The sequence below is a fragment of the Micromonospora costi genome (assembly GCF_003626655.1).
GTDB classification, from domain to species: Bacteria; Actinomycetota; Actinomycetes; order Mycobacteriales; family Micromonosporaceae; genus Micromonospora; species Micromonospora costi.
The window spans coordinates 1,736,538-1,759,746 of the sequence record NZ_RBAN01000001.1 but is presented as its reverse complement, the minus strand read 5'-3'; the positions used below and the strand labels follow the sequence as shown (position 1 = coordinate 1,759,746).

General features: G+C 73.1%; 22 protein-coding genes. 16 read left to right on the top strand and 6 right to left on the bottom strand.

The features are described 5' to 3' along the window. Positions 1 to 130: 130 nt before the first annotated feature. The 5 genes from D7193_RS07935 to cysN all read left to right on the top strand — a co-directional run bounded on the left by D7193_RS07935 (position 131) and on the right by cysN (position 4,741). A complete protein-coding gene (locus D7193_RS07935) occupies positions 131 to 826 on the top strand; it encodes a 50S ribosomal protein L25/general stress protein Ctc (RefSeq protein ID WP_120778633.1) in 696 nt (231 codons plus the stop codon). An 84-nt stretch (positions 827 to 910) separates the two neighbouring features. Then, positions 911 to 1,501 (top strand): aminoacyl-tRNA hydrolase, encoded by a 591-nt coding sequence (gene pth / locus D7193_RS07930; RefSeq protein WP_120778632.1) that lies wholly within the window; start codon positions 911 to 913, stop codon positions 1,499 to 1,501. Between the two features lie 134 nt (positions 1,502 to 1,635). Next, complete coding sequence (locus D7193_RS07925; RefSeq protein WP_120778631.1) at positions 1,636 to 2,466, top strand: inositol monophosphatase family protein; 831 nt, start codon at positions 1,636 to 1,638, stop codon at positions 2,464 to 2,466. 74 nt (positions 2,467 to 2,540) lie between these two features. Next, on the top strand, positions 2,541 to 3,449 hold the full coding sequence (gene cysD / locus D7193_RS07920) for a sulfate adenylyltransferase subunit CysD (protein ID WP_120778630.1): 909 nt from the start codon (positions 2,541 to 2,543) through the stop codon (positions 3,447 to 3,449). Next, positions 3,449 to 4,741 carry a sulfate adenylyltransferase subunit CysN gene (gene cysN / locus D7193_RS07915; RefSeq protein ID WP_120778629.1) on the top strand — a complete coding sequence of 431 codons (1,293 nt, stop codon included), beginning with the start codon at positions 3,449 to 3,451 and terminating at the stop codon, positions 4,739 to 4,741. Before cysD ends, cysN begins: the two co-directional genes overlap by 1 nt. A 76-nt stretch (positions 4,742 to 4,817) precedes the next feature. Here the strand turns inward: cysN and D7193_RS07910 are convergent, their stop codons facing one another. The 3 genes from D7193_RS07910 to galE form a co-directional block, all read right to left on the bottom strand. Further along, complete coding sequence (locus D7193_RS07910; protein ID WP_120778628.1) at positions 4,818 to 5,978, bottom strand: tetratricopeptide repeat protein; 1,161 nt, start codon at positions 5,976 to 5,978, stop codon at positions 4,818 to 4,820. A 238-nt stretch (positions 5,979 to 6,216) separates the two neighbouring features. Continuing rightward, the gene (gene galK, locus D7193_RS07905) at positions 6,217 to 7,374 is read right to left on the bottom strand and encodes a galactokinase (RefSeq protein WP_120778627.1); all 1,158 of its coding nucleotides are present in this window, start codon (positions 7,372 to 7,374) and stop codon (positions 6,217 to 6,219) included. Beyond that, a complete protein-coding gene (gene galE / locus D7193_RS07900) occupies positions 7,371 to 8,354 on the bottom strand; it encodes a UDP-glucose 4-epimerase GalE (RefSeq protein ID WP_120778626.1) in 984 nt (327 codons plus the stop codon). Before galE ends, galK begins: the two co-directional genes overlap by 4 nt. A 195-nt stretch (positions 8,355 to 8,549) precedes the next feature. Between galE and D7193_RS07895 the strand changes: the two genes are divergently transcribed. The 7 genes from D7193_RS07895 (at position 8,550) to D7193_RS07865 (ending at position 13,776) form a co-directional block, all read left to right on the top strand. Next, positions 8,550 to 9,575 (top strand): hemolysin family protein, encoded by a 1,026-nt coding sequence (locus D7193_RS07895; RefSeq protein ID WP_120778625.1) that lies wholly within the window; start codon positions 8,550 to 8,552, stop codon positions 9,573 to 9,575. 33 nt (positions 9,576 to 9,608) lie between these two features. Beyond that, complete coding sequence (gene trpS / locus D7193_RS07890) at positions 9,609 to 10,634, top strand: tryptophan--tRNA ligase (protein ID WP_120778624.1); 1,026 nt, start codon at positions 9,609 to 9,611, stop codon at positions 10,632 to 10,634. Positions 10,635 to 10,693: 59 nt separating this feature from the next. Next, positions 10,694 to 11,245: a 2'-5' RNA ligase family protein gene (locus D7193_RS07885; RefSeq protein ID WP_241562845.1), complete on the top strand. Its 552-nt coding sequence runs from the start codon at positions 10,694 to 10,696 to the stop codon at positions 11,243 to 11,245. Between the two features lie 68 nt (positions 11,246 to 11,313). Continuing rightward, on the top strand, positions 11,314 to 12,237 hold the full coding sequence (locus D7193_RS07880; RefSeq protein ID WP_120778622.1) for a YihY/virulence factor BrkB family protein: 924 nt from the start codon (positions 11,314 to 11,316) through the stop codon (positions 12,235 to 12,237). Between the two features lie 17 nt (positions 12,238 to 12,254). After that, positions 12,255 to 12,623, top strand: coding sequence for a GntR family transcriptional regulator (locus D7193_RS07875; RefSeq protein ID WP_120778621.1), 369 nt, complete (start codon positions 12,255 to 12,257; stop codon positions 12,621 to 12,623). Positions 12,624 to 12,644: 21 nt separating this feature from the next. After that, a complete protein-coding gene (locus tag D7193_RS07870; protein WP_120778620.1) occupies positions 12,645 to 13,295 on the top strand; it encodes an SRPBCC family protein in 651 nt (216 codons plus the stop codon). Positions 13,296 to 13,332: 37 nt separating this feature from the next. Beyond that, positions 13,333 to 13,776 (top strand): hypothetical protein, encoded by a 444-nt coding sequence (locus tag D7193_RS07865; RefSeq protein WP_120778619.1) that lies wholly within the window; start codon positions 13,333 to 13,335, stop codon positions 13,774 to 13,776. Positions 13,777 to 13,787: 11 nt separating this feature from the next. On the opposite strand, the gene D7193_RS07860 is transcribed toward D7193_RS07865, so the two are convergent. The 3 genes from D7193_RS07860 to D7193_RS07850 all read right to left on the bottom strand — a co-directional run bounded on the left by D7193_RS07860 (position 13,788) and on the right by D7193_RS07850 (position 17,327). Then, the gene (locus D7193_RS07860; RefSeq protein WP_120778618.1) at positions 13,788 to 14,156 is read right to left on the bottom strand and encodes a VOC family protein; all 369 of its coding nucleotides are present in this window, start codon (positions 14,154 to 14,156) and stop codon (positions 13,788 to 13,790) included. Positions 14,157 to 14,384: 228 nt separating this feature from the next. Then, positions 14,385 to 16,010 (bottom strand): glycoside hydrolase family 13 protein, encoded by a 1,626-nt coding sequence (locus D7193_RS07855; RefSeq protein WP_120778617.1) that lies wholly within the window; start codon positions 16,008 to 16,010, stop codon positions 14,385 to 14,387. A gap of 231 nt (positions 16,011 to 16,241) precedes the next feature. Next, entirely contained in the window at positions 16,242 to 17,327 is a 1,086-nt protein-coding gene (locus D7193_RS07850) for a LacI family DNA-binding transcriptional regulator (RefSeq protein WP_120778616.1), read from the bottom strand. A gap of 199 nt (positions 17,328 to 17,526) precedes the next feature. Between D7193_RS07850 and D7193_RS07845 the strand changes: the two genes are divergently transcribed. The 4 genes from D7193_RS07845 to D7193_RS07830 are packed head-to-tail and all read left to right on the top strand — an operon-like array spanning position 17,527 to position 23,142. Continuing rightward, positions 17,527 to 18,774, top strand: coding sequence for a sugar ABC transporter substrate-binding protein (locus D7193_RS07845; protein WP_120778615.1), 1,248 nt, complete (start codon positions 17,527 to 17,529; stop codon positions 18,772 to 18,774). Continuing rightward, the gene (locus tag D7193_RS07840) at positions 18,774 to 20,408 is read left to right on the top strand and encodes an ABC transporter permease subunit (RefSeq protein ID WP_120778614.1); all 1,635 of its coding nucleotides are present in this window, start codon (positions 18,774 to 18,776) and stop codon (positions 20,406 to 20,408) included. Before D7193_RS07845 ends, D7193_RS07840 begins: the two co-directional genes overlap by 1 nt. After that, a complete protein-coding gene (locus tag D7193_RS07835) occupies positions 20,405 to 21,334 on the top strand; it encodes a sugar ABC transporter permease (RefSeq protein WP_120778613.1) in 930 nt (309 codons plus the stop codon). The genes D7193_RS07840 and D7193_RS07835 overlap by 4 nt, the downstream gene beginning before the upstream one ends. Further along, the gene (locus D7193_RS07830) at positions 21,331 to 23,142 is read left to right on the top strand and encodes a glycoside hydrolase family 13 protein (RefSeq protein WP_120778612.1); all 1,812 of its coding nucleotides are present in this window, start codon (positions 21,331 to 21,333) and stop codon (positions 23,140 to 23,142) included. Before D7193_RS07835 ends, D7193_RS07830 begins: the two co-directional genes overlap by 4 nt. Positions 23,143 to 23,209 lie beyond the last annotated feature (67 nt).

Below are 23,209 nucleotides of genomic sequence, written 5' to 3'. Positions count from 1 at the left end.
GCGCCGCACGGAGGCGCCGTCATCGACGCGGTGCTCCGGGCAGTCGTTCATGACGCATGAGCCCCAGCGAGCCCCTCGCCCCAGCACCGCCAGTCGACAAGCCGCGCCGCGAAGCATCAGGAGTTTCCCCGTGTCCGAGGTAAAGATCAGCGCCGAGCCCCGTACCGAGTTCGGCAAGGGTGGTGCCCGTCGTACCCGCCGGGCCGGCAAGGTGCCCGCCGTGCTGTACGGCCACGGCGAGAAGCCGAAGCACATCGCGCTGCCGGCCCGCGAGTTCGCGGCCGCGATCCGCAAGGGCGGCGCCAACCAGCTCTTCGCCATCGAGGTGAGCGACGGCACGCAGGTGCTGGCGCTGCCGAAGGCGATCCAGCGTGACCCGGTGAAGGACACGTTCGAGCACGTCGACCTGCTGCTCGTCCGCCGGGGCGAGAAGGTCACCGTCGAGGTCCCGGTCGAGCTGACCGGTGAGGCCGCGAACAACACCCTGATCGTGCACGACCACGACACGCTGTCGGTGACCGCGGACGCGACCCGCGTTCCGGACCACCTGGAGGCGTCGATCGAGGGCGCGGAGCCGGGCGTCCAGGTGACCGCGGCCGACGTCGCGCTGCCGGCTGGTGTCGAGCTGGCCGCCGACCCGGAGCTGCCGGTCGCCACGGTGACCGCCGCGCCGACCGCGGAGCAGCTCGAGGCCACGCTGCCCGAGGTCGAGGAGGCCACCGAGGAGGCCGAGGCCGAGGTCGGCGAGGTCACCGAGGGCTCCGAGGGTGCCGACTCCGCGGAGGCGCCGGGCGAGGAGACCGAGCCGGCGCGCACCGAGGCCTGATCGGCCGTTCACGTGTGACAGGCGTCCCCGGCGTTCGGGGGCGCCTGTCGGCGTTTCTGGGATCGACTGCGGGAAGGGCGGGTCGTGACGGACGAGGCGGGGCCGTGGCTGGTGGTCGGCCTGGGCAACCCGGGCCGGGAGTACGCGGGTAACCGGCACAACGTCGGCTTCATGGTGGCGGACCTGCTGGCGCAGCGGGTGGGCGCGAAGTTCGGCCGGCACCGGCGGGCGGTGGCGGAGGTCGCGGAGGGGCGGCTGGGTTTCGGTGGCCCGCGCCTGGTGCTGGTGAAGCCGTTGACGTACATGAACCTGTCGGGCGGGCCGGTGGCGGCGCTGTCCCAGTTCTACAAGGTGGTGCCGGGGCAGGTGGTCGCGGTGCACGACGAGCTGGACATCGGGTACGGGCAGCTGCGGGTGAAGTGCGGCGGCGGCGAGGGCGGGCACAACGGGTTGCGCTCGATGACGAAGTCGTTGGGGACGAAGGAGTACGTGCGGGTCCGGTTCGGCATCGGCCGGCCGCCGGGGCGGCAGGATCCCGCGGACTACGTGCTGTCGGACTTCGGGGCGGTCGAGCGCAAGGAGTTGGAGTTCCTCGTCGATCGGGCGGCCGACGTGGTGGAGTCGGTGATCACCCGGGGTGTGGAGCCCACGCAGAACCTCTACCACGGGGGCTGACGCCGGGCGGGGCGCGCCCGTACGGGGGCCGCGGGCCGGTAGTCTGCGCCTTTCGGCGTGTGTGACCGGCGGCACGGGTCGCGTCGGCGGCCGGCGACGACCCGGGCCGGGCGAGGCGACGGGAGCGGGATGTCATGGGCAGTCCTCCGATGATCGACGGGGCGTTCGCGCGGTGGTTGGCGTCGCGGGCGGGCCAGGCGCTGCTGGGGCTGCGGGCGGAGATGGGCTTCGCCGACCCGGGGGCGTTGAAGTCGGCGGGGGACAAGGTCTCGCACGATCTGATCCGCACCGAGCTGGCGAAGTGGCGTCCGGGTGACGCGGTGCTCTCCGAGGAGGACGAGGGGTCGCGGCTGGCCTGGGCCGCGGAGGTGAACGTCGGCGCGGTGTCGCGGCTGACCGCGGACCGGGTGTGGATCGTCGACCCGCTGGACGGCACCCGGGAGTTCGCCGAGGAGCAGCGGTCGGACTGGGCGGTGCACGTGGCGCTGTGGTCGCGTACGGCACCGACGCCGCACGGGCTGGTGGCGGGCGCGGTGGGTCTTCCGGCGCAGCACCGGGTGCTGGCCACCGACTATCCGCCGGCGTACCCGCCGATGACGGTGGAGGCGGCGACCGCCGGTGGCAGGGTCATCCGGCTGGCGGCGAGCCGCAGTCGTCCGCCGGTGTTCCTCAGCGACCTGGCGGAGGACGTGGGCGCGCACCTGGTGCCGATGGGATCGGCGGGTGCGAAGATCGCGGCGGTGGTGACGGGTGAGGTGGACGCGTACATCCATGCCGGTGGCCAGTACGAGTGGGACTCGGCGGCGCCGGTGGCTGTGGCGACGGCCACCGGTCTGCACGCTTCCCGTATCGATGGATCTGCGCTGAAATACAACGAGGCGGATCCACGCCTGCCGGACCTGCTGGTCTGTCGCAAGGATCTCGCCCCCCGGTTGCTTGCGGCGTTGCAGAGACATTCCGGGTAGCCTGACCGCAGTTCCTGACATCTCCGATCGGGAAGGTCTGGAAATCGGATGAGCGAGCAGATCGGGCCGAGGTCATGACCGCCCCCGTCTACCAGGTCTCCCACCTGGACGCGTTGGAGGCGGAGAGCATCTTCGTGATGCGCGAGGTCGTCGCCGAAATGGAGCGGCCGGTGCTGCTCTTCTCCAGTGGCAAGGACTCGATCGTGATGCTCCGGCTGGCCCAGAAGGCGTTCGCTCCGGCGAACGTGCCCTTCCCGGTGATGCACGTGGACACCGGGCACAATTTCCCGGAGGTCCTGGAGTACCGCGACCAGCGGGTGGCGGAGCTGGGCCTGCAGCTGGTGGTGGCGAGCGTGCCGGAGGCCCTGGCCAGCGGGCTGGTGCGGGAGTCCCCCGACGGGATGCGCAACCGGATCCAGACGCCGGTGCTGCTCGACGCCGTGGAGAAGCACCGCTTCGACGCGCTCTTCGGCGGCGCGCGGCGCGACGAGGAGAAGGCCCGGGCGAAGGAACGTGTGTTCAGCTTCCGGGACGAGTTCGGCCAGTGGGACCCGAAGAACCAGCGCCCCGAGCTATGGGCGCTCTACAACGGCCGGCACCACCCGGGCGAGTCGATCCGCGTCTTCCCGCTGTCCAACTGGACCGAGCTGGACGTGTGGCACTACATCGCCCGGGAGCGGCTCACGCTGCCGTCGATCTACTATGCGCACGAGCGCGAGGTGGTCGAGCGCGACGGCATGCTCTACGCGGTGAACGAGTTCTTCCGTCCGCGTGCGGGTGAGGAGCGGTTCAAGGCTCGCGTCCGCTACCGCACGGTGGGCGACGCGTCCTGCACGGCGGCCGTGCGTTCGGACGCCGACACGGTCGAGAAGGTCATCGAGGAGGTGGCCGCCACCCGGATCACCGAGCGTGGCGCGACCCGCGGTGACGACCGGGTCAGCGAGGCCGCCATGGAGGACCGCAAGCGGGAGGGCTACTTCTGATGACCGTCGAGACCGCCCCACCGGCCCCGGCCCGGCGCATGGATCTGCTGCGGTTCGCCACCGCGGGCAGCGTGGACGACGGCAAGTCGACCCTCATCGGCCGGCTGCTCTACGACACCAAGTCGCTGTTCACCGACCAGTTGGCCGCCGTCGAGGCGGTCAGCGCGGCGCGCGGCGACGAGTACACGAACCTGGCGCTGCTCACCGACGGCCTGCGGGCGGAGCGGGAGCAGGGCATCACCATCGACGTGGCGTACCGGTACTTCGCCACGCCGCGGCGGAAGTTCATCATCGCCGACACCCCGGGGCACATCCAGTACACGCGGAACATGGTCACCGGGGCGTCCACCGCCGACCTCGCGCTGATCCTCGTGGACGCCCGGAAGGGGCTGGTGGAGCAGTCCCGCCGGCACGCGTTCCTCTGCTCGCTGCTGCGGGTGCCGCACCTCGTGCTGTGCGTCAACAAGATGGACCTCGTCGACTTCTCCCAGGAGGTCTTCGAGCGGATCGCCGACGAGTTCACCGCTTTCGCGGCGAAGCTGGAGGTGCCCGACCTGACGGTGATCCCGGTGTCGGCGCTCAAGGGCGACAACATCGTGAGCCGCTCGGAGAACATGCCCTGGTACGAGGGGCCGGCGCTGCTGCACCACCTGGAGCGGGTGCACATCGCGAGCGACCGCAACCTGGTCGACGTGCGCTTCCCGGTGCAGTACGTGATCCGTCCGCAGTCGACCACCGTCACCGACTACCGGGGCTACGCGGGCCAGGTCGCCTCCGGCGTGTTGAAGCCGGGTGACGAGGTCATGGTGCTGCCGTCCGGCTTCACGAGCCGGATCGCCGCCGTGGAGACCGCCGACGGGCCGGTCGCGGAGGCGTTCCCACCGATGTCGGTCACCGTACGGCTGACCGACGAGATCGACATCTCGCGCGGCGACATGATCTGCCGGCCGAACAACGCCCCGGCCGCGGCGCAGGACATCGAGGCGATGGTCTGCTGGATGGACGAGACCCGGCCGCTCCAGGTCGGCGGCCGGTACGCGATCAAGCACACCACCCGGTCGGCCCGGGCGATCGTGCGGAGCCTGCACTACCGGCTCGACATCAACTCGCTGCACCGGGACGAGTCGGCGGGCGAGCTGCGGCTCAACGAGATCGGCCGGGTGCGGCTGCGGACCACGGTGCCGCTGCTCGCCGACGAGTACCGCCGCAACCGCACCACCGGCGGTTTCGTCATCATCGACGAGACCACCAACCGTACGGTGGGCGCCGGCATGATCGTGGAGGCGGGCTGAACCTCCGCCCGCCGGGCTCCTGCTGATCAAGAGGTTCGCGTCAGGATCCGGCCGGAATCCGACCCGAACCTCTTGATCACCGAGGTGGGGTGGGAGTGGAGGCCGGGGTCGGGGCCGGTGCGGGCGTCGAGGTGGCGGCGCGGGCGGCCAGGCGGGTCCAGACCGCGTAGCCGAGCCGGCGGGTCGCCGGGGCGGCGCGGCGCTTCGCCTGCCGCCACAGCCGGACGGCCAGGACCACGACACCGGGGAACAGCAGCAGCGCGCCCACCCCGCCGGCGGGGCTGTCCGTGCGCGGGGCCAGCCCGCTGCACACCAGCCCGGCGGCCGCGACCAGGGTGAGCAGCACGCACACCACCGCCGAGGTCGAGCGCAGGTGCCGGCGCAGCTGCCAGCGCGCCGCCGCCGGCTGCCGCCGCCAGGAGCGCACCGCCCACGCCGCGGCGGCCGCGAGACCGAGCAGCGCGGCGACCAGACGTACGGGTCGACCCGCGTCCAGGACGGCCGCGACCAGCACCCAGTGGGCGACGGCGACCAGTGCCACCACGTCGAACAGCCGCCAGCACAGGGCGAGCGAGACCGCGGCGAGCGCCTGACTGCTCCAGCTGGCCTGCGGGTCCGCGGCGAGCGCGTCGCTGAACCCCCGCGCCGCGCGTTCCGTCCGGTCCTGCCGGGCGTCGAGCAGCGCGAGCTGGCTCAGCGCCGGCTCGTACGTGGGGTCGAGAGCCAGGGCCTGCCGGCAGGCCGCGCGGGCGTCCCGGAGCCGGCCCATCCGGGCGTGCAGGCGGGCGTCGAGCAGGTGGACGTCGGGCACCTGCGGGGCGAGTTCCCGCGCGGTGTCGGCGTGCCGGCGGGCGGCCACCACCCGGTTGGGGTTGCCGAGGGTGAGCAGCGCCTCGGCCAGCAGCCCGTGCGCCTCCCAGGATCGGGGTGCGCGTTCCAGGGCCTGCTGGGCAGCGGCCGCCGCGTGGGCGGGGTGCCCGGCCGCGAGCAGGATCCGGGCCTTCTCGGCGAGCAGGTGTTCCTGCGTCGAGGCGGAGCCGAGCGCCCGGTCCACCAGCCGCATGGCCTCGGCGAGCTGGCCCAGCGCCCGGTGGCAGCGGGCGAGCTGGAGCAGCACCCCGACGTGCTCCGGCTGCTCGACGAGCACGCCGCGCAGCAGCCGCGCCGCCTCGGTGTGCCGACCCACCCGCATCAGCGCCACCGCCCGCTCCTGGACGGCGATCCCGGCGTCGCTCATGTGGCCTCCCCGGTCCGCGATCCCGGCCGGCGGCCACCCTATCGACCGTCCAATCCAGACCGCCGCCCGCCCGGCCCGACGCCCCGCCCGGCGCCCGTCCGCCCGGCCGCCCAGCTCCGGTGATCAAGAGGTTTGCGTCGGAATCCGGCCGGAATCTGACGCAAACCTCTTGATCAACCCGGAAGTCGGCCTGCGGTCGGCGGGCGGACCGGGCGGGGTCGGCCGGGCGGGGTGGGGGTTAGTCCAGGCGGGTGGCGCCGGGGGCGGGGAGCACCGTGACGTGGGCGGGCGCCTGGAAGCCCTTCTCGGCGTACGCGGCGGCGACGGCGCTGGCGACCGTCTCGGCGGCGTCCACCTCGACCAGGGCGAGGACGCAGCCGCCGAACCCGCCGCCGGTCATCCGCGCGCCCAGCGCGCCCGCCTCGAGCGCCGCCTCGACTGCGGTGTCGATCTCCGGCACGGTGATCTCGAAGTCGTCGCGCATCGAGACGTGGGACGCGGTGAGCAGCGGCCCGATCTCGCGTACGCGGCCGGCGCGCAGCAGAGCCACCGTGTCGAGCACCCGCTGGTCCTCGGTCACCACGTGCCGGGCCCGCCGCCGGGTCTCCGGGTCGTCGAGGCGGGCCAGTGCGGTGTCGAGCTGGTCGACGCCCACGTCGCGCAGCGCCCGTACGCCGAGTCGCGCGGCCGCGGCCTCGCAGGACCTGCGGCGGGCCGCGTACTCGCCGTCGGCGTGCCGGTGGGGTGCCCGGCTGTCGACCACGAGCATGGCGAGCCCGGCGCCGTGCAGGTCGAACGGGATGTGCTCGACCTCCTCGCTGCGGCAGTCGAGGAAGAGCGCGTGCCCGTCCCGGCAGCGGATCGCCGCGGACTGGTCCATGATCCCGGTCGGTGCGCCGACGTAGTGGTTCTCGGCGCGCTGCGCGAGCCGGGGCTGCCGTTCGGCGGGCAGGTCGAGGCCGCCGAGGTCGACCAGGGCGGTCATCACGGCGGCCTCCAGCGCCGCGGAGGACGAGAGCCCGGCGCCGAGCGGGACGTCGGAGGCGATGGCCAGCCGGGCACCCGGCACGTCGTGCCCGGCCTCGCGCAGCGCCCACACCACACCGGCGACGTACGCGCCCCAGCCGGTGACCCGGGCGGGCTCGGCGACCTCGTCGGCCCCGAACTCGATCGTCTCGCCGGACAGCTCCGACCAGACGGTCCACCGGGCGCCGTCCTGCGGGGCGGCCGCGGCGACCGTCCGCAGGGGGAGCGCGAAGGGCAGCACGAAACCGTCGTTGTAGTCGGTGTGCTCGCCGATCAGGTTAACGCGTCCGGGTGCCGCCCAGCGGCCGGCGGGCGACCCGCCGAACTCCCGGTCGAAGCCGGCGCCGGCGCGGTCGGCGACGTCGGTCATGCCTGCTCCAGGACGTGCGTGCGGTAGAAGGCCCAGGCGTCGCCCACCATGTCGTGCAGGGTCGGCTTGCGGGGCTCCCAGCCCAGCTCCTCGCGGGCCAGGCGGGACGAGGCGACCAGTTCGGCGGGGTCGCCTTCGCGGCGCGGCGCGATCTCGACCGGCACGGCGTGCCCGGTGACCTCGCGGACCACGTCGACCACCTGCCGGTTGGTGAACCCGTTGCCGTTGCCGAGGTTGTAGATCCGGTGCTGGCCAGGGGTGGCCGCGTCGAGCGCGAGCAGGTGCGCCCGGGCCAGGTCGGCCACGTGGATGTAGTCGCGGACGCAGGTGCCGTCGGCGGTGGGGTAGTCGTCGCCGAAGAGCTGGAGCTTCTCGCGTCGGCCGGCGGCGACCTCCAGCGCGATCGGGATGAGGTGGGTCTCCGGGTCGTGCCGCTCGCCGAGGGCGACGTCGCCGTCGAGGTGGGCACCGGCCACGTTGAAGTAGCGCAGCGAGACGGCGGCGAGCCCGTGCCCGATCGCCTCGGAGGTGAGCGCCATGTCGACGGCGAGCTTCGTCGCGCCGTACGTGTTGGTGGGGGCCTTGACCGCGGTCTCGGGGATCGGCAGCTCGGTCGGGTTGCCGTAGACGGCGGCGGTGGAGGAGAAGACGAGTCGGGGCACCCCGGCGGCCCGGACCGCGTCGATGAGGGCGAGCGAGCCGACCGTGTTGGTGTGCCAGTAGAGCTCCGGTCTGACCATCGACTCGCCGGCCGCGATGAGGGCCGCGAAGTGCAGCACCCCGTCGAAGCCGGCCTCCCGGGTGACGACCCGGGCCGCGTCGTGGACGGGCGCGTCGACGTGGACGGCGTCGGGGGCGAGGGCCTCCCGGTGACCGGTGCGCAGGTCGTCGAGGACGACCACCTGGTGGCCGGCGTCGAGCAGCATCCGGGTCACCACGCTGCCGATGTAGCCGGCACCGCCGGTGACGAGCAGTTTCACGTCGTTGCCTCCTGCCTGAGCGGGCCCGGGAGCGGCCGGTGTCGGTGCTCACCCTACGGGCGGGCCGGTCGGCGCCGGCCGCGGCCGTAGGAACCCGATTCCATCATAAACTCTCACGATCCAACAAAGTTGAACATGGTGGCGAGGACCGCGGAAGCCCGGCGTCGGGACGTCCCGGTGTCTACCATCTCTGGCATGCGGGAAGCGGGCGGTCCCGAGCACCGGCGGCGCGCGCGCCGCCGGAGCGCCCGCGAGCCGGGGCCGGTCGCCCGGGCGGTGGCCCGGGTCGTGGTCCGCGCCGCCGACGCCGCCACGCGGCTCGTCACCGACCTGCTCGGAGCCAGCCCGGCGGCGGGGCGGGAGCGCATCAGCGAGGCCGAGCTGCGGGACCTGGTCGCCGCGAACACGCTGCTGGACGCGGACGAGCGCCGCATCATCGACGAGGTCCTGGTGGCCGGTGCGCGGCTGATCCGCGAGGTGATGATGCCCCGCACGGAGGTGGTCTTCCTCCCCGCCGGCCTCACCATCGCCGAGGCGGCCCGCCTGGTGCGGGTCGAGACGCACACCCGGTACCCGGTCACCGACGGCACCCACGACGACGTGGTCGGTCTCGTCCACCTGCGCGACGTGCTGCTGCGGCCCGACGCCGACCCGTGCGCCACCGTCGGCGAGCTGACCCGGGAGGTGAAGCGGCTGCCCGGCAGCAAACGGGTGCTCGCCGCGCTGACCGAGATGCGTCGGGAGGGGCACCACCTCGCGGTGGTGGTCGACGAGTACGGCGGCACGGCCGGCATCGTCACCCTGGAGGACCTGATCGAGGAACTCGTCGGCGAGATCCACGACGGGTACGGCGCCGCGCCGGACCTGGCGCACGCGGGGCTGCCCGCCGTGGTCGACGGGCGGCTCAACCTGGCCGACTTCGCCGAGCGCACCGGCATCGCGCTGCCGGCCGGGCCGTACGAGACGGTCGGCGGGTTCGTGATGGCCGCGCTCGGGCGGCTGCCGGTGGCCGGGGACGAGGTGCCGGTCGCCGCCGGCCCGGCCGAGGCGGGCGCACCGGAAACGGGCGACCCGCCCGGCGGGTGGTTGCTGCGGGTGCTGGCGCTGGAGGGCCGCCGGGTGGCCCGGATCGCGGTCTCCGCCGTACGCCTGCCGGAGCAGCGGCGGGAGGCCACGGCGCCGGCCGCGGCGAACGGAGGCCGACCCGCCGGCCCGTCATGACGCACGCCCGGGCGTGCTGACAGAATTGGCGGCATGCCCGACGTTCCCGCGCGCCCCCGCGTCTTCTCCGGCATCCAGCCGACGGCCGACTCGTTCCACCTCGGCAACTACCTGGGCGCGCTGCGGCACTGGGTCGCCCTGCAGGACACCCACGACGCGTTCTACTGCGTGGTCGACCTGCACGCGATCACCGCGGGCCACGACCCGGCGCTGCTGCGCCAGCGCTCCCGGGTGGCCGCCGCCCAGCTCTACGCGCTGGGCCTCGACCCGGAGCGCAGCACCCTCTTCGTCCAGTCGCAGGTGCCCGAGCACCCGCAGCTGGCCTGGGTGCTGGGCTGCATCACCGGGTTCGGCGAGGCGAGCCGGATGACCCAGTTCAAGGACAAGTCGCAGAAGCAGGGCAGCGAGCGCTCCAGCGTCGGCCTGTTCACGTACCCGATCCTCCAGGCCGCCGACATCCTGCTCTACCAGGCCGACGCGGTGCCCGTCGGCGAGGACCAGCGGCAGCACCTGGAGCTCTCGCGCGACCTGGCCCAGCGGTTCAACACGCAGTTCGGCAAGACCTTCACGGTGCCCGCCCCGCACATCGTGAAGGACACCGCGAAGATCACCGACCTGCAGGACCCGACCGCGAAGATGTCGAAGTCGTCGTCCTCGCCCGCCGGCATCATCGACCTGCTGGAGGAGCCGGCCCGCACCGCCAAGAAGATCCGTTCCGCGGTCACCGACACCGGCCGGGAGATCGTCTTCGACGCCGAGGGCAAGCCGGGCATCTCCAACCTGCTGACCATCCACTCCGCACTGAGTGGCCGCGGCATCGACGGGCTGGTCGCCGCGTACGCCGGCAAGGGCTACGGCGACCTGAAGAAGGACCTGGCCGAGGTGGTCACCGAGTTCGTCCGCCCCATCCAGGAGCGCACGCGCGGCTATCTGGACGACCCGGCCCAGCTCGACAAGCTGCTCGCCGCGGGCGCCGAGAAGGCCCGCGCCGTGGCGGGCGCGACGCTGCGTGCCGCGTACGAGCGGGTCGGTTTCTTCCCGCCGGTGCGCGGCGAGTAGCGCCGCGACGCGGCGCAGGACGGGTGGACGGGCGGTTGGCCGGAGAGGTGGCGCGCAGCGTGGGTCGCAGTGACGAGGCACCCGGGGAGGGCGATCTCATCCAGATCGGGGTCGCCGTCGACATCCCCGAGCCGTGGGGAGGCCAGCTCACCCGGCGGCGCGCCGAGGCGGGCGACCCGCAGGCCGCGGACATCCCGGCGCACGTCACCCTGCTCGGGCCGACCGAGATACCGGTGGCCACCCTGGCGGCCGTGGAGCGGCACCTCGCGGCCGTCGCCGCAGCCCACCTGCCGTTCACCCTGCACCTGCGGGGCACCGGCACGTTCCGTCCGGTCACCCAGGTGGTCTTCGTGGCGGTGGCGGCCGGGATCAGCGAGTGCGAACTGCTCGCCGCCGCGATCAGCGCCGCGCCGGAGCTGCGCCGGGAGGCCCGCTTCCCGTACCACCCCCACGTCACGGTGGCGCAGGACGTCGCGCCGGAGGCGCTGGACAAGGCGTACGAGGATCTCGCCGACTTCTCCGCCATGTTCGAGGTGGAGTCGTTCACCCTCTTCTCGCACAGCGGGCAGGCCCGCTGGCAGCCGCGGCGGGACTTCCGGCTGGGTGGCTGACCGGCCGGCGAGCGGGCGCGCCCGCGACGTTACCCCCACGGCGTGCCCACATCGGCGAGGATGACGGCGTGAACGTGATCGGGCGGGTCGAGGCGGCCATCGACCGCCGGGTGAGCGCCGCCCGCGGTCGCTCGCCGGTCTTCGACCACGTCTGGCGGGCCGGCGCGCTCTACGCCCAGGTGCTCGGCGGCCGGCTGGCCGCCGCGATCGCCTACTACGGCTTCTTCGCGGTGTTCGCGCTCGCCCTGGTCGTCTACGCCATCTTCGGCGCGACCCTGGACGACAACAACGAGTTCAGCCGGGCCGCGGGCAGTTTCCTCGGGGAGAACCTGCCCTTCCTCGACCCGGCGCAGATCGCCGACAGCAGCGGCACGGTGGGCGTGGTCGGCCTGATCATCCTCACGTTCACGGGGATCGGCTGGATCGAGGCGATCCGGTCCTCGCAGCGCCTGATGTACGGGCTGAACCAGCAGCCCGGCAACCTGGTGATCCGCCGGCTGGTCGACATCGGCGTGATGGTGGTCGTCTTCGTGCTGCTCGGCGTGTCGGTGGCCGCCGTCGACGCGCTGGAGTCGGTGCTGCGCTTCCTGCTGCGCAGCACCGGTTCGCTCGGCCTCACCACGTTGAGCGCGCTGCTCAGCATCCTGGTCAACGCGGTGCTCGCCGTGCTGCTGCTGGTCGCGGTGCCCCGGCTGCGGATGAGCCGGCACCGGCTGCGCCCCGTGGTGTGGCTGGTCGCGATCGGCATCACGCTGCTCAACACCGTCGGCCGCTACTACGTGGTCCGCACGGAGCGGAACCCGGCGTACACGGTGGTGGCCGGGGCCGTGGGTCTGCTGCTCTACCTCTACCTGCTCAACCAACTGCTGCTGTTCGGCGCGGCGCTCGCGGCCACCAGCACCCGAGGGCGGGTGGTCGACCTGGCCGAGGGCCCCCCGTCGGCGGACCTCGACGAGGACATCGCCCCCGGCACCCCGGGCGGTGCCAGTTGAGCAGGGAGGAGCCGGACGTGCGGATTTCGGTCGACCTCGACTCGTCGGTGCCACCGTACGAGCAGGTGCGCGGGCAGCTCGCCGAGCTGATCGGGAAAGGCCGCCTGCCGGTCGGCACGCGGCTGCCCACGGTGCGGCAGCTCGCCGCCGACCTCAACCTGGCGCCGAACACGGTGGCCCGGGCGTACCGCGAGCTGGAGGGCGCCGGGCTGCTCGAGACCCGGGGCCGCAACGGCACCTTCGTGGCGCCCGGCCGCGACGACGCGCTGGACCGGTTGCAACGGGCGGCGGCCGACTACGCCGTCCAGGCCCGCCGGCTCGGTGTGCCGCCCGACGCGGCGCTCGCGCTGGTCCGGGCGGCCCTGGACGCATCCCGCCCCGGCTGAGGGCGGCACGAGAGGAGCACGATGATCGAACCGGAGGTCCGCGCGCTGGAGATCGCCGTGGACGCGCCCGTCGAACGGGTCTGGGCGGCGTTGAGCGAGCCGGCCGAGATACGGCGCTGGTTCGGCTGGGAGTACGAGGGGCTGGACGAGGAGATCCAGGAGATCTTCCTCGACGGTGCGGAGCGCTTCCCGCCGGGCCGGCTCGCCCTGGCCGACGGGTCGGCACTCCTGCTGGCCGCCGACGGCACACGGACGCTCGTGCAGCTGGTCGTGCCGAGCGACGGCGACGACGGCTTCAATGTGATCGTGGAGGGGTGGCGGGCCTTCCTCGAACAGCTGCGGTTCCTGCTGGAGCGGCGGCCGACCGGGCCGCGTCGCACCGTCTACCTGACCGGCGCGGCGACCGGCGGGCAGCTCCTCGCCGCCCTCCCGGCGGGCGGCTCGCCCTGGCACGACAGCCGGTATCTGCGGATGGTGGTCGACGACGCCGGCCACCTGCTGGCCGCGCTGGCGGAGCGTCCACTGGACAGCGCCGAGGTGTCGCCGGTGAGCCTCACGGTCACCAGCTACGGCCTGGACGACGCCGCGGCGGCCCGGCTGCGCGACGAGTGGGGCGCGCACTGGCAGGCGGCCCTGCCGCCGGCACCCTCGGTGGGCGGATCGGGTGAATGAGCCCCGGACGGCCCGCACGACGGACCATGATGAGCCGGTGGGCGCACTCGTGACGTTGGACCTGCCGAGCGACTCGCCGATGCTGGGCCTGCCGTGGATCATCACGTTCGGGCCGCTCGGCGACGACGACGAATGGGAGCCGGTGGTGTGCGGCCCGTACGAGCGCCCGCACGCGCTCGCGCTGGCCGAGGCGGTGGTGGCCGAGGAGCAGCTGATGGCGGTCGTCGAGCCGCTGCTGCCGGCGCTGTCCGCGGAGGAGATCCGCAGCGAGATCGCCGCCGCGCAGATCGCGGCGGCGGACGAGGTCGCCCAGGTGGACCAGGCCGACCTCTACGGCGACTTCGAGGACACGATCGACGAGGAACTGGACGCGGCCGCCGACGAGGCCGGCCACGGCGAGCCGGCCGAACCGCCGACCGAGGCCGAGCTGCGCGCCGGTTTCCGCCGGATCGCCGAGATCCTGACAGCGAAGGGGGCGTGAGCCCCGCCGGGTCAGGGTCGGGCCGGCGGCCGGTCCAGGACGCAGAACTCGTTGCCCTCGGGGTCGGCGAGCACCACGAAATGTTCGTCACCGGTCTGCCCGACGTCGGCGTGCCGGGCGCCGAGGTCGACGAGCCGCCGCACCTCGGCGGCCGGGTCACCGTCGCTGACCAGGTCGAGGTGCAGCCGGTTCTTGCCGCGCTTCTCGGTGCCCGAGCCCTGCAACCAGACGGTGGGGCCGGCCTCGCCCGGCGGCGGGTAGAGCTTCGCGCTGCCGTCGCCGCCCTGCTCGGCCATGTAGCCGAGCGCGGCGGACCAGAACGCCACCATGCGGTCGACGTCCGTCACGTCGAGCGTGTACTGCGTCACCCGGGTCACCATGCGCCACCTCCCACCGACTGTCTCCAGCGGTACCCCGCGGGCACGGCGACGACACGTCCGTGGACCGGCCACTGTGGCGTACCGGGTGCCGACGGACGCCGGCGCCCCACGGAGTCGGACCCCGCGAGGCGCCGGCGCCACCTCACCCCCCACCACAAGGGGCCGGTGCCCCAGCCGCCCGCCGGCGCGGGGCACGGCGGACGACCAGGTCGATGACGGCTTACCCGCTCAGCGGCGTTCGAACCAGGCAGCCGCGTCGACTGGCAGCAGGTTGTCGGCGGTGAGCGGTTCGCTGGCGACGAGCGGCTCACCGTGGCCGTCGACGCGGGTGGGCGCGCCGCTGATGTTGACGACGCAGGTCAGTGCCCGGTCGCCCGCGGCGCGGGAGAAGGCGAGCACCCCGGGCGGGGTGTCCAGCCAGGTCACGCCACCGGTGTCGGTCGCCAGCGCCGGGTGGGTGTGCCGGATCCGCAGCGCCGCGCGGTAGAGCTCGAGCGTCGAGCCGGGCACGCCGGTCTGGGCGGCGACCGAGAGGGCGGCCCAGGTGGCCGGCGCCGGCAGCCAGCTCAGGTCGCACCCCTGCGGCGCGAAGCCGTACGGGGGCGTGTCGCCGTCCCACGGGATCGGGACCCGGCAGCCGTCGCGGCTCTCGCCCGTGCGGTGGAACGCCGGATCCTGGCGCAGCTCGTCGGGGAGGTCCAGCACCTCGGGCAGGCCCAGCTCCTCGCCCTGGTAGAGGTACGCACAGCCGGGCAGCGCGAGCATCAGCAGGGCGGCCGCCCGGGCGCGGCGCAGCCCCTCCGGCCCGTCACCGTAGCGGGTGACGTGCCGCTGCTTGTCGTGGTTGGAGAGGACCCACGTGGTGGGTGCCCCCACGATGGTCGCCTCGGCGAGCGCCGTGTCGATGACCTTGCGGAAGGACTCGGCCGACCAGGTGGCGTCGAGGAAGTCGAAGCTGAACGCCTGGTGCAGCTCGTCCGGGCCGATGTAGCGGGCCAGCCGCTGCGGCGTCTCGGCCCACGCCTCGGCCACGGCCATCCGCCCGCCGGGGTAGCCGTCCAGGATCGGCCGCCAGGCGCGGTAGATGTCGTGCACCTCGTCCTGGTCGAAGTAGGGGAGGCGCCCCTTGCCGAGCAGTTCGACCTGGCGTCGCCCGGTGGTCAGGGTGCTGAAGCCGACGTCCGGCAGCCCCTCGGCCTTGATCATCCCGTGGGCCACGTCGATCCGGAAGCCGTCCACGCCGCGGTCCAGCCAGAAGCGCAGCACGTCCTCGAACTCGGCGCGGACCTCGGGGTGCCGCCAGTTCAGGTCCGGCTGGGCCGGGTCGAACAGGTGCAGGTACCACTGGCCGTCCGCCACCCGGGTCCAGGCCGGGCCGCCGAAGATGCTCTCCCAGTCGTTGGGCGGCAGGTCGCCGTGCTCGCCCCGGCCCTCGGCGAAGAGGTAGCGGTCGCGTTCGGGCGAGCCGGGTGCGGCGGCCAGCGCGGCCCGGAACCAGGGGTGCCGGTCGGAGGTGTGGTTGGGGACCAGGTCGACGATGATCCGCAGCCCGAGGGCGTGCGCGTCGGTGATCATCTCGTCGAAGTCGGCGAGGGTGCCGAACATCGGGTCGACGTCGCGGTAGTCGGCCACGTCGTAGCCGCCGTCGACCATGGGTGAGGTGTAGAAGGGGGTCAGCCAGAGCGCGTCGACCCCGAGCCCGCGCAGGTACGGCAGCCGCCGCCGGATGCCCTGGAGGTCACCGATGCCGTCGCCGTTCGCGTCGGCGAAGCTGCGGACGTAGACCTGGTAGACGACCGCGGAGCGCCACCAGTCGTGGTCGGTGCTCGGCGGCGTGGGCTGGCTGGCGGTCATCGGCGGGGTCCCCGTTCTCGGTGCGGTACGGCGGCACCCGGCGCGACGCGGGCGAGCACGGGCGTCTGAGCAGAATGCCGGCCGGACGCTGAAAGAGTCAAGCATTCCTTGCGCAAGAAACGGTCGGGCGTCCACGCGGCGCCGTGCCGCCCCGCCGCGCTCAGGGTCTGTGTCGAAGTCCCTGGCCGGCCTGTGGCGGGCCCGGCTCGACCGAGGACTTCGACGCAGACCCTAGGCCGGTACGGCCACGGCGGGCGGGGTCGGGCGGCGCCGGGTCGAGCCGCCGCCCGCCGGGCGGGCCGCCGCCGGCGCGACCGCCGTCGAGCCCCGCACCACCAGCTCCGGGCGGAACAGGTACTCGGTGTGCGGCGCCGCGTGCCCGTTGATCTCGTCGACCAGCGCCCGGACGGCGGCCACCGCCATGGCGATGACCGGCTGGCGCATGGTGGTCAGCGGCGGGTCGGTGAACGCCATCAGCGGCGAGTCGTCGTAGCCGACCACGGAGAGGTCGCCGGGGACCGACAGGCCGCGCTGCCGGGCCGCCCGCACGGCGCCGAGGGCCATCAGGTCCGAGCCGCAGACCACGCCGGTCACGCCCCGGTCGAGCAGCCGTCCGGCGGCCGCCTCGCCGCCCTCGACACCGAAGAGGGTCAGCTCGGCCAGGTCGTCCAGGTCGGACTCGGTCAGCCCGGCGAGCCGGCTCATGGCGTTGCGCCAGCCGGCGACCTTGCGCCGTACGGGCACGAACCGGTCCGGGCCGGTGATGAGGCCGATCCGCCGGTGCCCGAGGGCGACCAGGTGCGCGACGGCCAGTTCGGCGGCCTCACCGTCGTCGCAGGAGACGAAGGGCGCCGCCACGTCCGGCACGTATCCGTTGATCATCACGATCGGCAACGGCCGGGCGATCAGCGCCCGGTAGCGGTCGTGGTTGGCCGCCGTGTCGGCGTGCAGGCCGGAGACGAAGACGATCCCGGAGACCTGCCGGTCGAGCAGCATCTCGACGTACTCGTCCTCGGTGACACCGCCCGCGGTCTGGGTGCAGAGCACCGGGGTGAACCCGCTCTGCGCCAGAGTGGACTCGATGACCTGGGCGAAGGCCGGGAAGATCGGGTTGTCCAGCTCCGGCACCACGAGGCCCACCAAGCCGGCGCTGCGCTTGCGCAGCCGGGCCGGCCGCTCGTAGCCGAGCACGTCGAGGGCGGTAAGGACGGCCTGCCGGGTCTCGGGGGCCACGCCGGGGCGGTCGTTGAGCACCCGCGACACCGTGGCCTCGCTGACGTCGGCCTGTTGGGCGATGTCGGACAGTCGAGCGCGCATGGCGGCACTTTAGCCCACCGGCAAGTTCTTGCGTACGGTTCTGCAAGCCCTTCCATTCTCTGAAACCCCTTGCTAACGTCCCCGCAACACGCGAGAGCAGCGGCGCAACGTACATGCGCCGGTTGGCAAGAACTTCCAGAGGTTTCCCCCTGGCGGGCGCCGCCCCCCGGCGGGCCCCGCCATGACGACAGGAGTACCGATGCGCATCCGTACCGCGGGTGTGGTCGCCGTCTTCGCCCTGGCGCTCGCCGCCTCGGGCTGTGGCGGCGACAGCGACGAGCCGGCCACGAAGGAATCCCCCCAGGCCGCGTCCGGCAAGCTGGTCATCTGGGCCGACGACAAGCGGACGGCCGCCCTCAAGCCGTTCGCCGAGAAGTTCGGCCAGGAGAACGGCGTCACCGTCGAGGTGCAGGCCGTCTCCAAGGACCTGCAGACCAACTTCGTGACCGCCGCGCAGCAGGGCAGCGGCCCCGACGTGGTGGTCGGCGCGCACGACTGGATCGGCAACCTCGTGCAGAACGGCTCCATCGACCCGGTGCAGCTCGCCGCCGACCAGAAGAGCGCGTTCAACGAGACCGCCGTCAAGGCGGTCACCTTCAACGGCCAGCTCTACGGCGTGCCGTACGCCATGGAGAACCTCGCGCTGATCCGCAACACCGCGCTCGCCCCCGAAGCGCCGAAGACCATCGAGGACCTGGTCGCCGCCGGCAAGAAGCTCAAGGCCGACAAGAAGGCCAGCGAGATCCTCTGCCTCCAGGCCGGCCAGAACGGCGACGCATACCACATCTACCCGCTCTACACCTCGGCCGGCGGCTACCTCTTCGGCACCACGGCCAACGGCGACTACGACCCGAAGGACCTCGGCGTCGGCAAGCCGGAGTCGGTCGAGGCGTTCAAGAAGATCGGCGCGCTCGGCGAGAAGGGCGAGGGCGCGCTCAAGCGCTCCATCACCCCGGAGAACTCGATCGCCACCTTCACCGGTAAGAAGTGCGCCTTCCTGGTCTCCGGCCCGTGGGCCGTCGCGGACGTCAAGAAGGCCGGCATCGCGTACGACATCTCCCCGGTCCCCGGCTTCGCCGGTGGCAAGGAGGCCCAGCCGTTCGTCGGCGTGCAGGCGTTCTACGTCGCGTCCAAGGGCAAGAACAAGGCGCTCGCGCAGGAGTTCGTCACCAACTACGTGACCAAGCCGGACCTGGCGGTGGCGCTGTACCAGGCCGAGCCCCGGCCGCCGGCGCTGACCGCGGCGCTGGACCAGGTCAAGGGCACCGACCCGGACCTCGCGAAGTTCACCGAGGCCGGCCGCAACGGCCAGGTGCTCCCGGCGATCCCGGCGATGGCCGCGATCTGGGACCCGTTCGGCAAGGCCGAGGCCGCCGTCATCGGCGGCGCCGACCCCGCCAAGACCATCACCGCGGCCGGCACCACGATCGCAGGCCAGATCAAGTAATGAGCACGTCGCTGTCCGGCCCGGGGTCCACGCAGGCCCCGGGCCGGGAGCCCGTCGGCTCCCGGCCCCCGAGGCGCCGTACCGCGCGTGACCACGCGCCGATCACCGTGACCGGGCTCGCGGTCAAGGTGGTCCTGCTCGGCCTGGTGGCCGGCATCGCGATCTGGGCGGCCTTCCCGCTGGTCGAGGCGGAGAAGTGGGTGGGTCTCGCGCTGCTGGCGGCCACCACCGTCGGCCTGTTCTACCTGTACCTCACCCGACGGCACGTCCCGGCCAAGTACCTCGTGCCGGGCACGCTCTTCCTCATCGCGTTCCAGGTGTTCCCGGTGCTCTACACGGCCAGCACCGCGTTCACCAACTTCGGCGACGGGCACCGCGGCAGCAAGGACGACGCGATCGTCGCCATCCAGACCGCCTCGGTGAAGCAGGTGCCCGGCTCCGCCGAGTACGCCCTCTCCGTCGCCACCGAGGGCGACCCCGCCACCGGCCCTCTCGTCTTCCTCGTGACCGACCCGGCCACCGGCGGCGTTTCGGTGGGCGACGCCGACGGCCTGCGCCGCCTCGACCCCGGCGAGGTCACGGTGGCGCCCGGCGGGAAGGTCACCGCCGCGGACGGCTACACCGTGCTCACTTTCGGCCAGTCCAGCGCCCGCAGCCAGGAGATCACCGAGCTGGTGGTGCCCACCGACGGCGGCGCCCTGCGGTCCGCGGGCCTGTCCCGCGCGTACGAGGGCAAGGCCGTCCGGGCGTACGACGCGGGATGCGACTGCATCCGCGACGCCGAGACCGGCCGCACCTGGGCCGCCGACGAGTCGACCGGCTCGTTCGTGGCCGCCGACGGGGAGCGGCTGGCCCAGGGCTGGAAGGTCGGCGTGGGGCTGCGCAACTTCACGCGGGTGCTCACCGACGACCACATCTCCGGTCCGTTCCTCGGCACGCTCATCTGGAACTTCGCCTTCGCCCTCGGCTCGACCGCCGGCACGTTCCTGCTGGGCACGTTCGTCGCGCTGACGTTGCACTCGCCGCGGATGCGCGGCACCAACCTCTACCGGGTGCTGCTGATCCTGCCGTACGCCATGCCGTCGTTCGCGATGTTGCTGGTCTGGCGCGACATGTTCAACACCGACTTCGGCCTCGTCAACGGCCTGTTCGGGCTGAGCGTGAACTGGTTCGGCCAGGAGTGGTCGGCCCGGGCGGCGGTGCTGCTCGTCCAGCTCTGGCTCGGCTACCCGTACATGTTTCTGGTGGCCACCGGCGCGCTCCAGGCCATCCCGCGGGAACTGACCGAGGCGACGTCGGTCGACGGCGCCTCGCCGTGGCAGTCGTTCCGGTCGGTCACCCTGCCGCTGCTGCTCGTCGCGCTGTCCCCGCTACTGATCTCGTCGTTCGCCTACAACTTCAACAACTTCAACGCGATCTACCTGACCACCGAGGGTGGACCGTTCCCCGCCGACAACCCGACCAACGGCGCGACGGACCTGCTGATCACCTACACCTACCGGTTGGCCTTCGGCGGGCAGGGCGCCGAGTTCGGCTTCGCGGCGGCCATCTCGATCTTCATCTTCGCCATCGTCGCGGTCGTCTCGGCAGTCAGCTTCCGGCGAACCCGTAAACAGGAGGAGGTGTACGCATGACCAGGCTCACCGGGCCCGCCGTCACCGGCGGCGCGGCCGGCTCACCGCCCGGCCGGCGGAACGCGGGCCGGCGGACAAACCGGTGGCTGGCCCAGGCCGGCTGGCGGCACCTGGTCGCCGTGCTGGCCGTCGTGTTCAGCCTCTTCCCGATCGTGTTCGTGCTCTCCGCCGCGCTCAACCCGCTGGGCACCCTCTCCTCCACGGACCTGGTGCCGACCGACGGGGTGTCGTTCGGCAACGTCCGCGAACTGTTCGCGCGGACGGCGTTCGAGCGCTGGTTCCTCAACTCGCTGCTGATCGCCGGCCTCGCCTCGCTCGCGTCGGTCGCCCTGTCGGCGCTGGCCGCGTACGCCTTCTCCCGGATGCGGTTCCGCGGACGCCGCACCGGCCTGCTCTCGCTGCTGCTGATCCAGATGTTCCCCCAGTTCCTGGCGATCGTGGCGATCTTCCTGATCTTCACGACGATCACCGACCTGTGGCCGGGCCTCGGCTTCAACACGCCGTGGGGGCTGTTCCTGCTCTACATGGGCGGCGCGCTGGGCGTGAACACCTGGCTCATGAAGGGCTTCTTCGACACCCTGCCGAGGGAGCTCGACGAGTCGGCCACCATGGACGGCGCCACGCACGCCCAGGTCTTCTTCCGGATCATGCTGCCGCTCGTGGCGCCCATCCTCGCGGTGACCGGTCTGCTCGCCTTCATCGGCACCATCAACGAGTTCCTGATGGCGAACGTCTTCCTCACCGACACCGACTCGAAGACCCTCGCGGTCGGCATGTACGGCATGTTGCAGGGCAACGAGCGGAACAACAACTTCGGGATGTTCGCGGCGGCCACCCTGCTCACCGCGATCCCCACGGTGCTGGTCTTCCAGGTCCTCCAGCGGTACATCGTCTCCGGTCTCACCGCCGGAGCCGTCAAGGGATGAGAGGGCTGCCGCACCACGACGGTTCCGCGCTGTACGTCCCCGAGCAGGAGCCCGCGCTCGGGGACACCGTCGACGTCTTCGTCCGGGTGCCGGTGGGGAGCGACGTACGCCAGGTGCACGTCCGCACCACCGGCGACGGCGAGCCCCGGTTCACCGAGGCCGTGGTCGACCGGGTCGACGGAGGTGACGTGTGGTGGCGGGTGCCGGTCGAGGTCCGCAATCCGGTCAGCGGTTACCGGTTCCTGCTGACCGGCCGGCGCGACCACCGCTGGCTCAACGCGGCCGGCCTGGTCGACCACGACGTCCCGGATCGCGGCGACTTCCGGCTGGTCAGCTACGCCCCGCCGCCCGGGTGGGCCCGCGACGCGGTGATCTACCAGGTCTTTCCCGACCGGTTCGCCCGCTCGGCCGCGGCGGACCGTCGGGCGGCGCCGGACTGGGCGGTCCCCTGCGACTGGGACACCCCGGTCGTGGGGCGCGGCCCGGAGACGCCGTACCAGTTCTACGGCGGCGACCTCGACGGCATCGTCGAGCGGCTCGACCACCTGGACCGGCTCGGGGTGAACACCCTCTACCTCACGCCGATCTTCCCGGCGCGCTCGAACCACCGCTACGACGCCGCCGACTTCGACCGGGTGGACCCGCTGCTCGGCGGCGACGCCGCCCTGGCCCGGCTCGCCGACGCGGTGCACGCCCGGGGCTGGCGGTTGCTCGGCGACATCACGAGCAACCACACCGGTGACGCGCACCGCTGGTTCAGAGCGGCGGCCTCCGACGTCCGCGCGCCCGAGCGGGGGCTGTACTACTTCGACGAGGCGACCGGCGACTACGAGTCCTGGAACGGTGTCAGGTCGCTGCCGAAGCTGAACTGGGGCAGCGCGGACCTGCGCCGGCGCTTCGCCACCGCGCCCGACTCGCTGCTGCGGCGGTGGCTGCGCGACCCGTACCGGCTGGACGGCTGGCGGGTGGACGTGGCGAACATGACCGGCCGGCGGGGCGCCGACGCGTACACCCACGAGGTGGCCGCGCTCCTGCGGGCCGTGGTCACGCAGACCCGGCCCGACGCCCTGCTGATGGCGGAGCACGGCCACGACCACACCGGCGACCTGGACCGGGACGGCTGGCACGGCACTATGAACTACGTCGGCTTCACCGATCCGGTCTGGTCCTGGCTGCGTCACGGCGAGCAGCCGGTGCCCAACTTCCTCGGCACGCCCGGCGGCGCCCGGCGGCGCGACGCGGCCGCCGTCCTGGCCACCATGGACGCCTACCGCAGCATGGTCTCGTGGCGTTCGTACACCCACTCGTGGCAGTTGCTGGGCTCGCACGACTCGGCCCGCATCCGGACGGTGGTGGGCGACGCGGCCCGGCAGGAGGTGGCCGCCGGGCTGCTCGCCACCATGCCCGGCACGCCGATGATCTTCGCGGGCGACGAGCTGGGCCTGACCGGCGACAACGGCGAGGCCTCGCGCACCCCGATGCCGTGGCACCGGCCCGAGCGCTGGGACGGGGGCACCCTCGCCGCGTACCGGGCGCTGATCGCGCTGCGACGTGATGAGCCGGCGCTGCGCCACGGTGGCCTGCGCCCGGTGCACCACGACCCGGACAGCCTGGTGTTCCTGCGCGAGTCGCCGGCCGGTTCGGTGCTGGTGCTGGCCCGGCGGGCGCCCGCCACGCCGGTCCGGCTGGCCGGCCTGCCGGCCGCGGAGAATGTGTACGGCGGCGCGCCCGGCCTGCGGCCGGACGGCGACGGCACGGTGACGCTGCCCGGCGACGGCCCGACGTTCCAGGTGTGGCGCCTGGGCTGACGCTGCGGCCGTCGGCGTTTCCGGCGTCCCGGGACTGCGGCGTCTCCGGGGTTACGGCGGCGTCGGC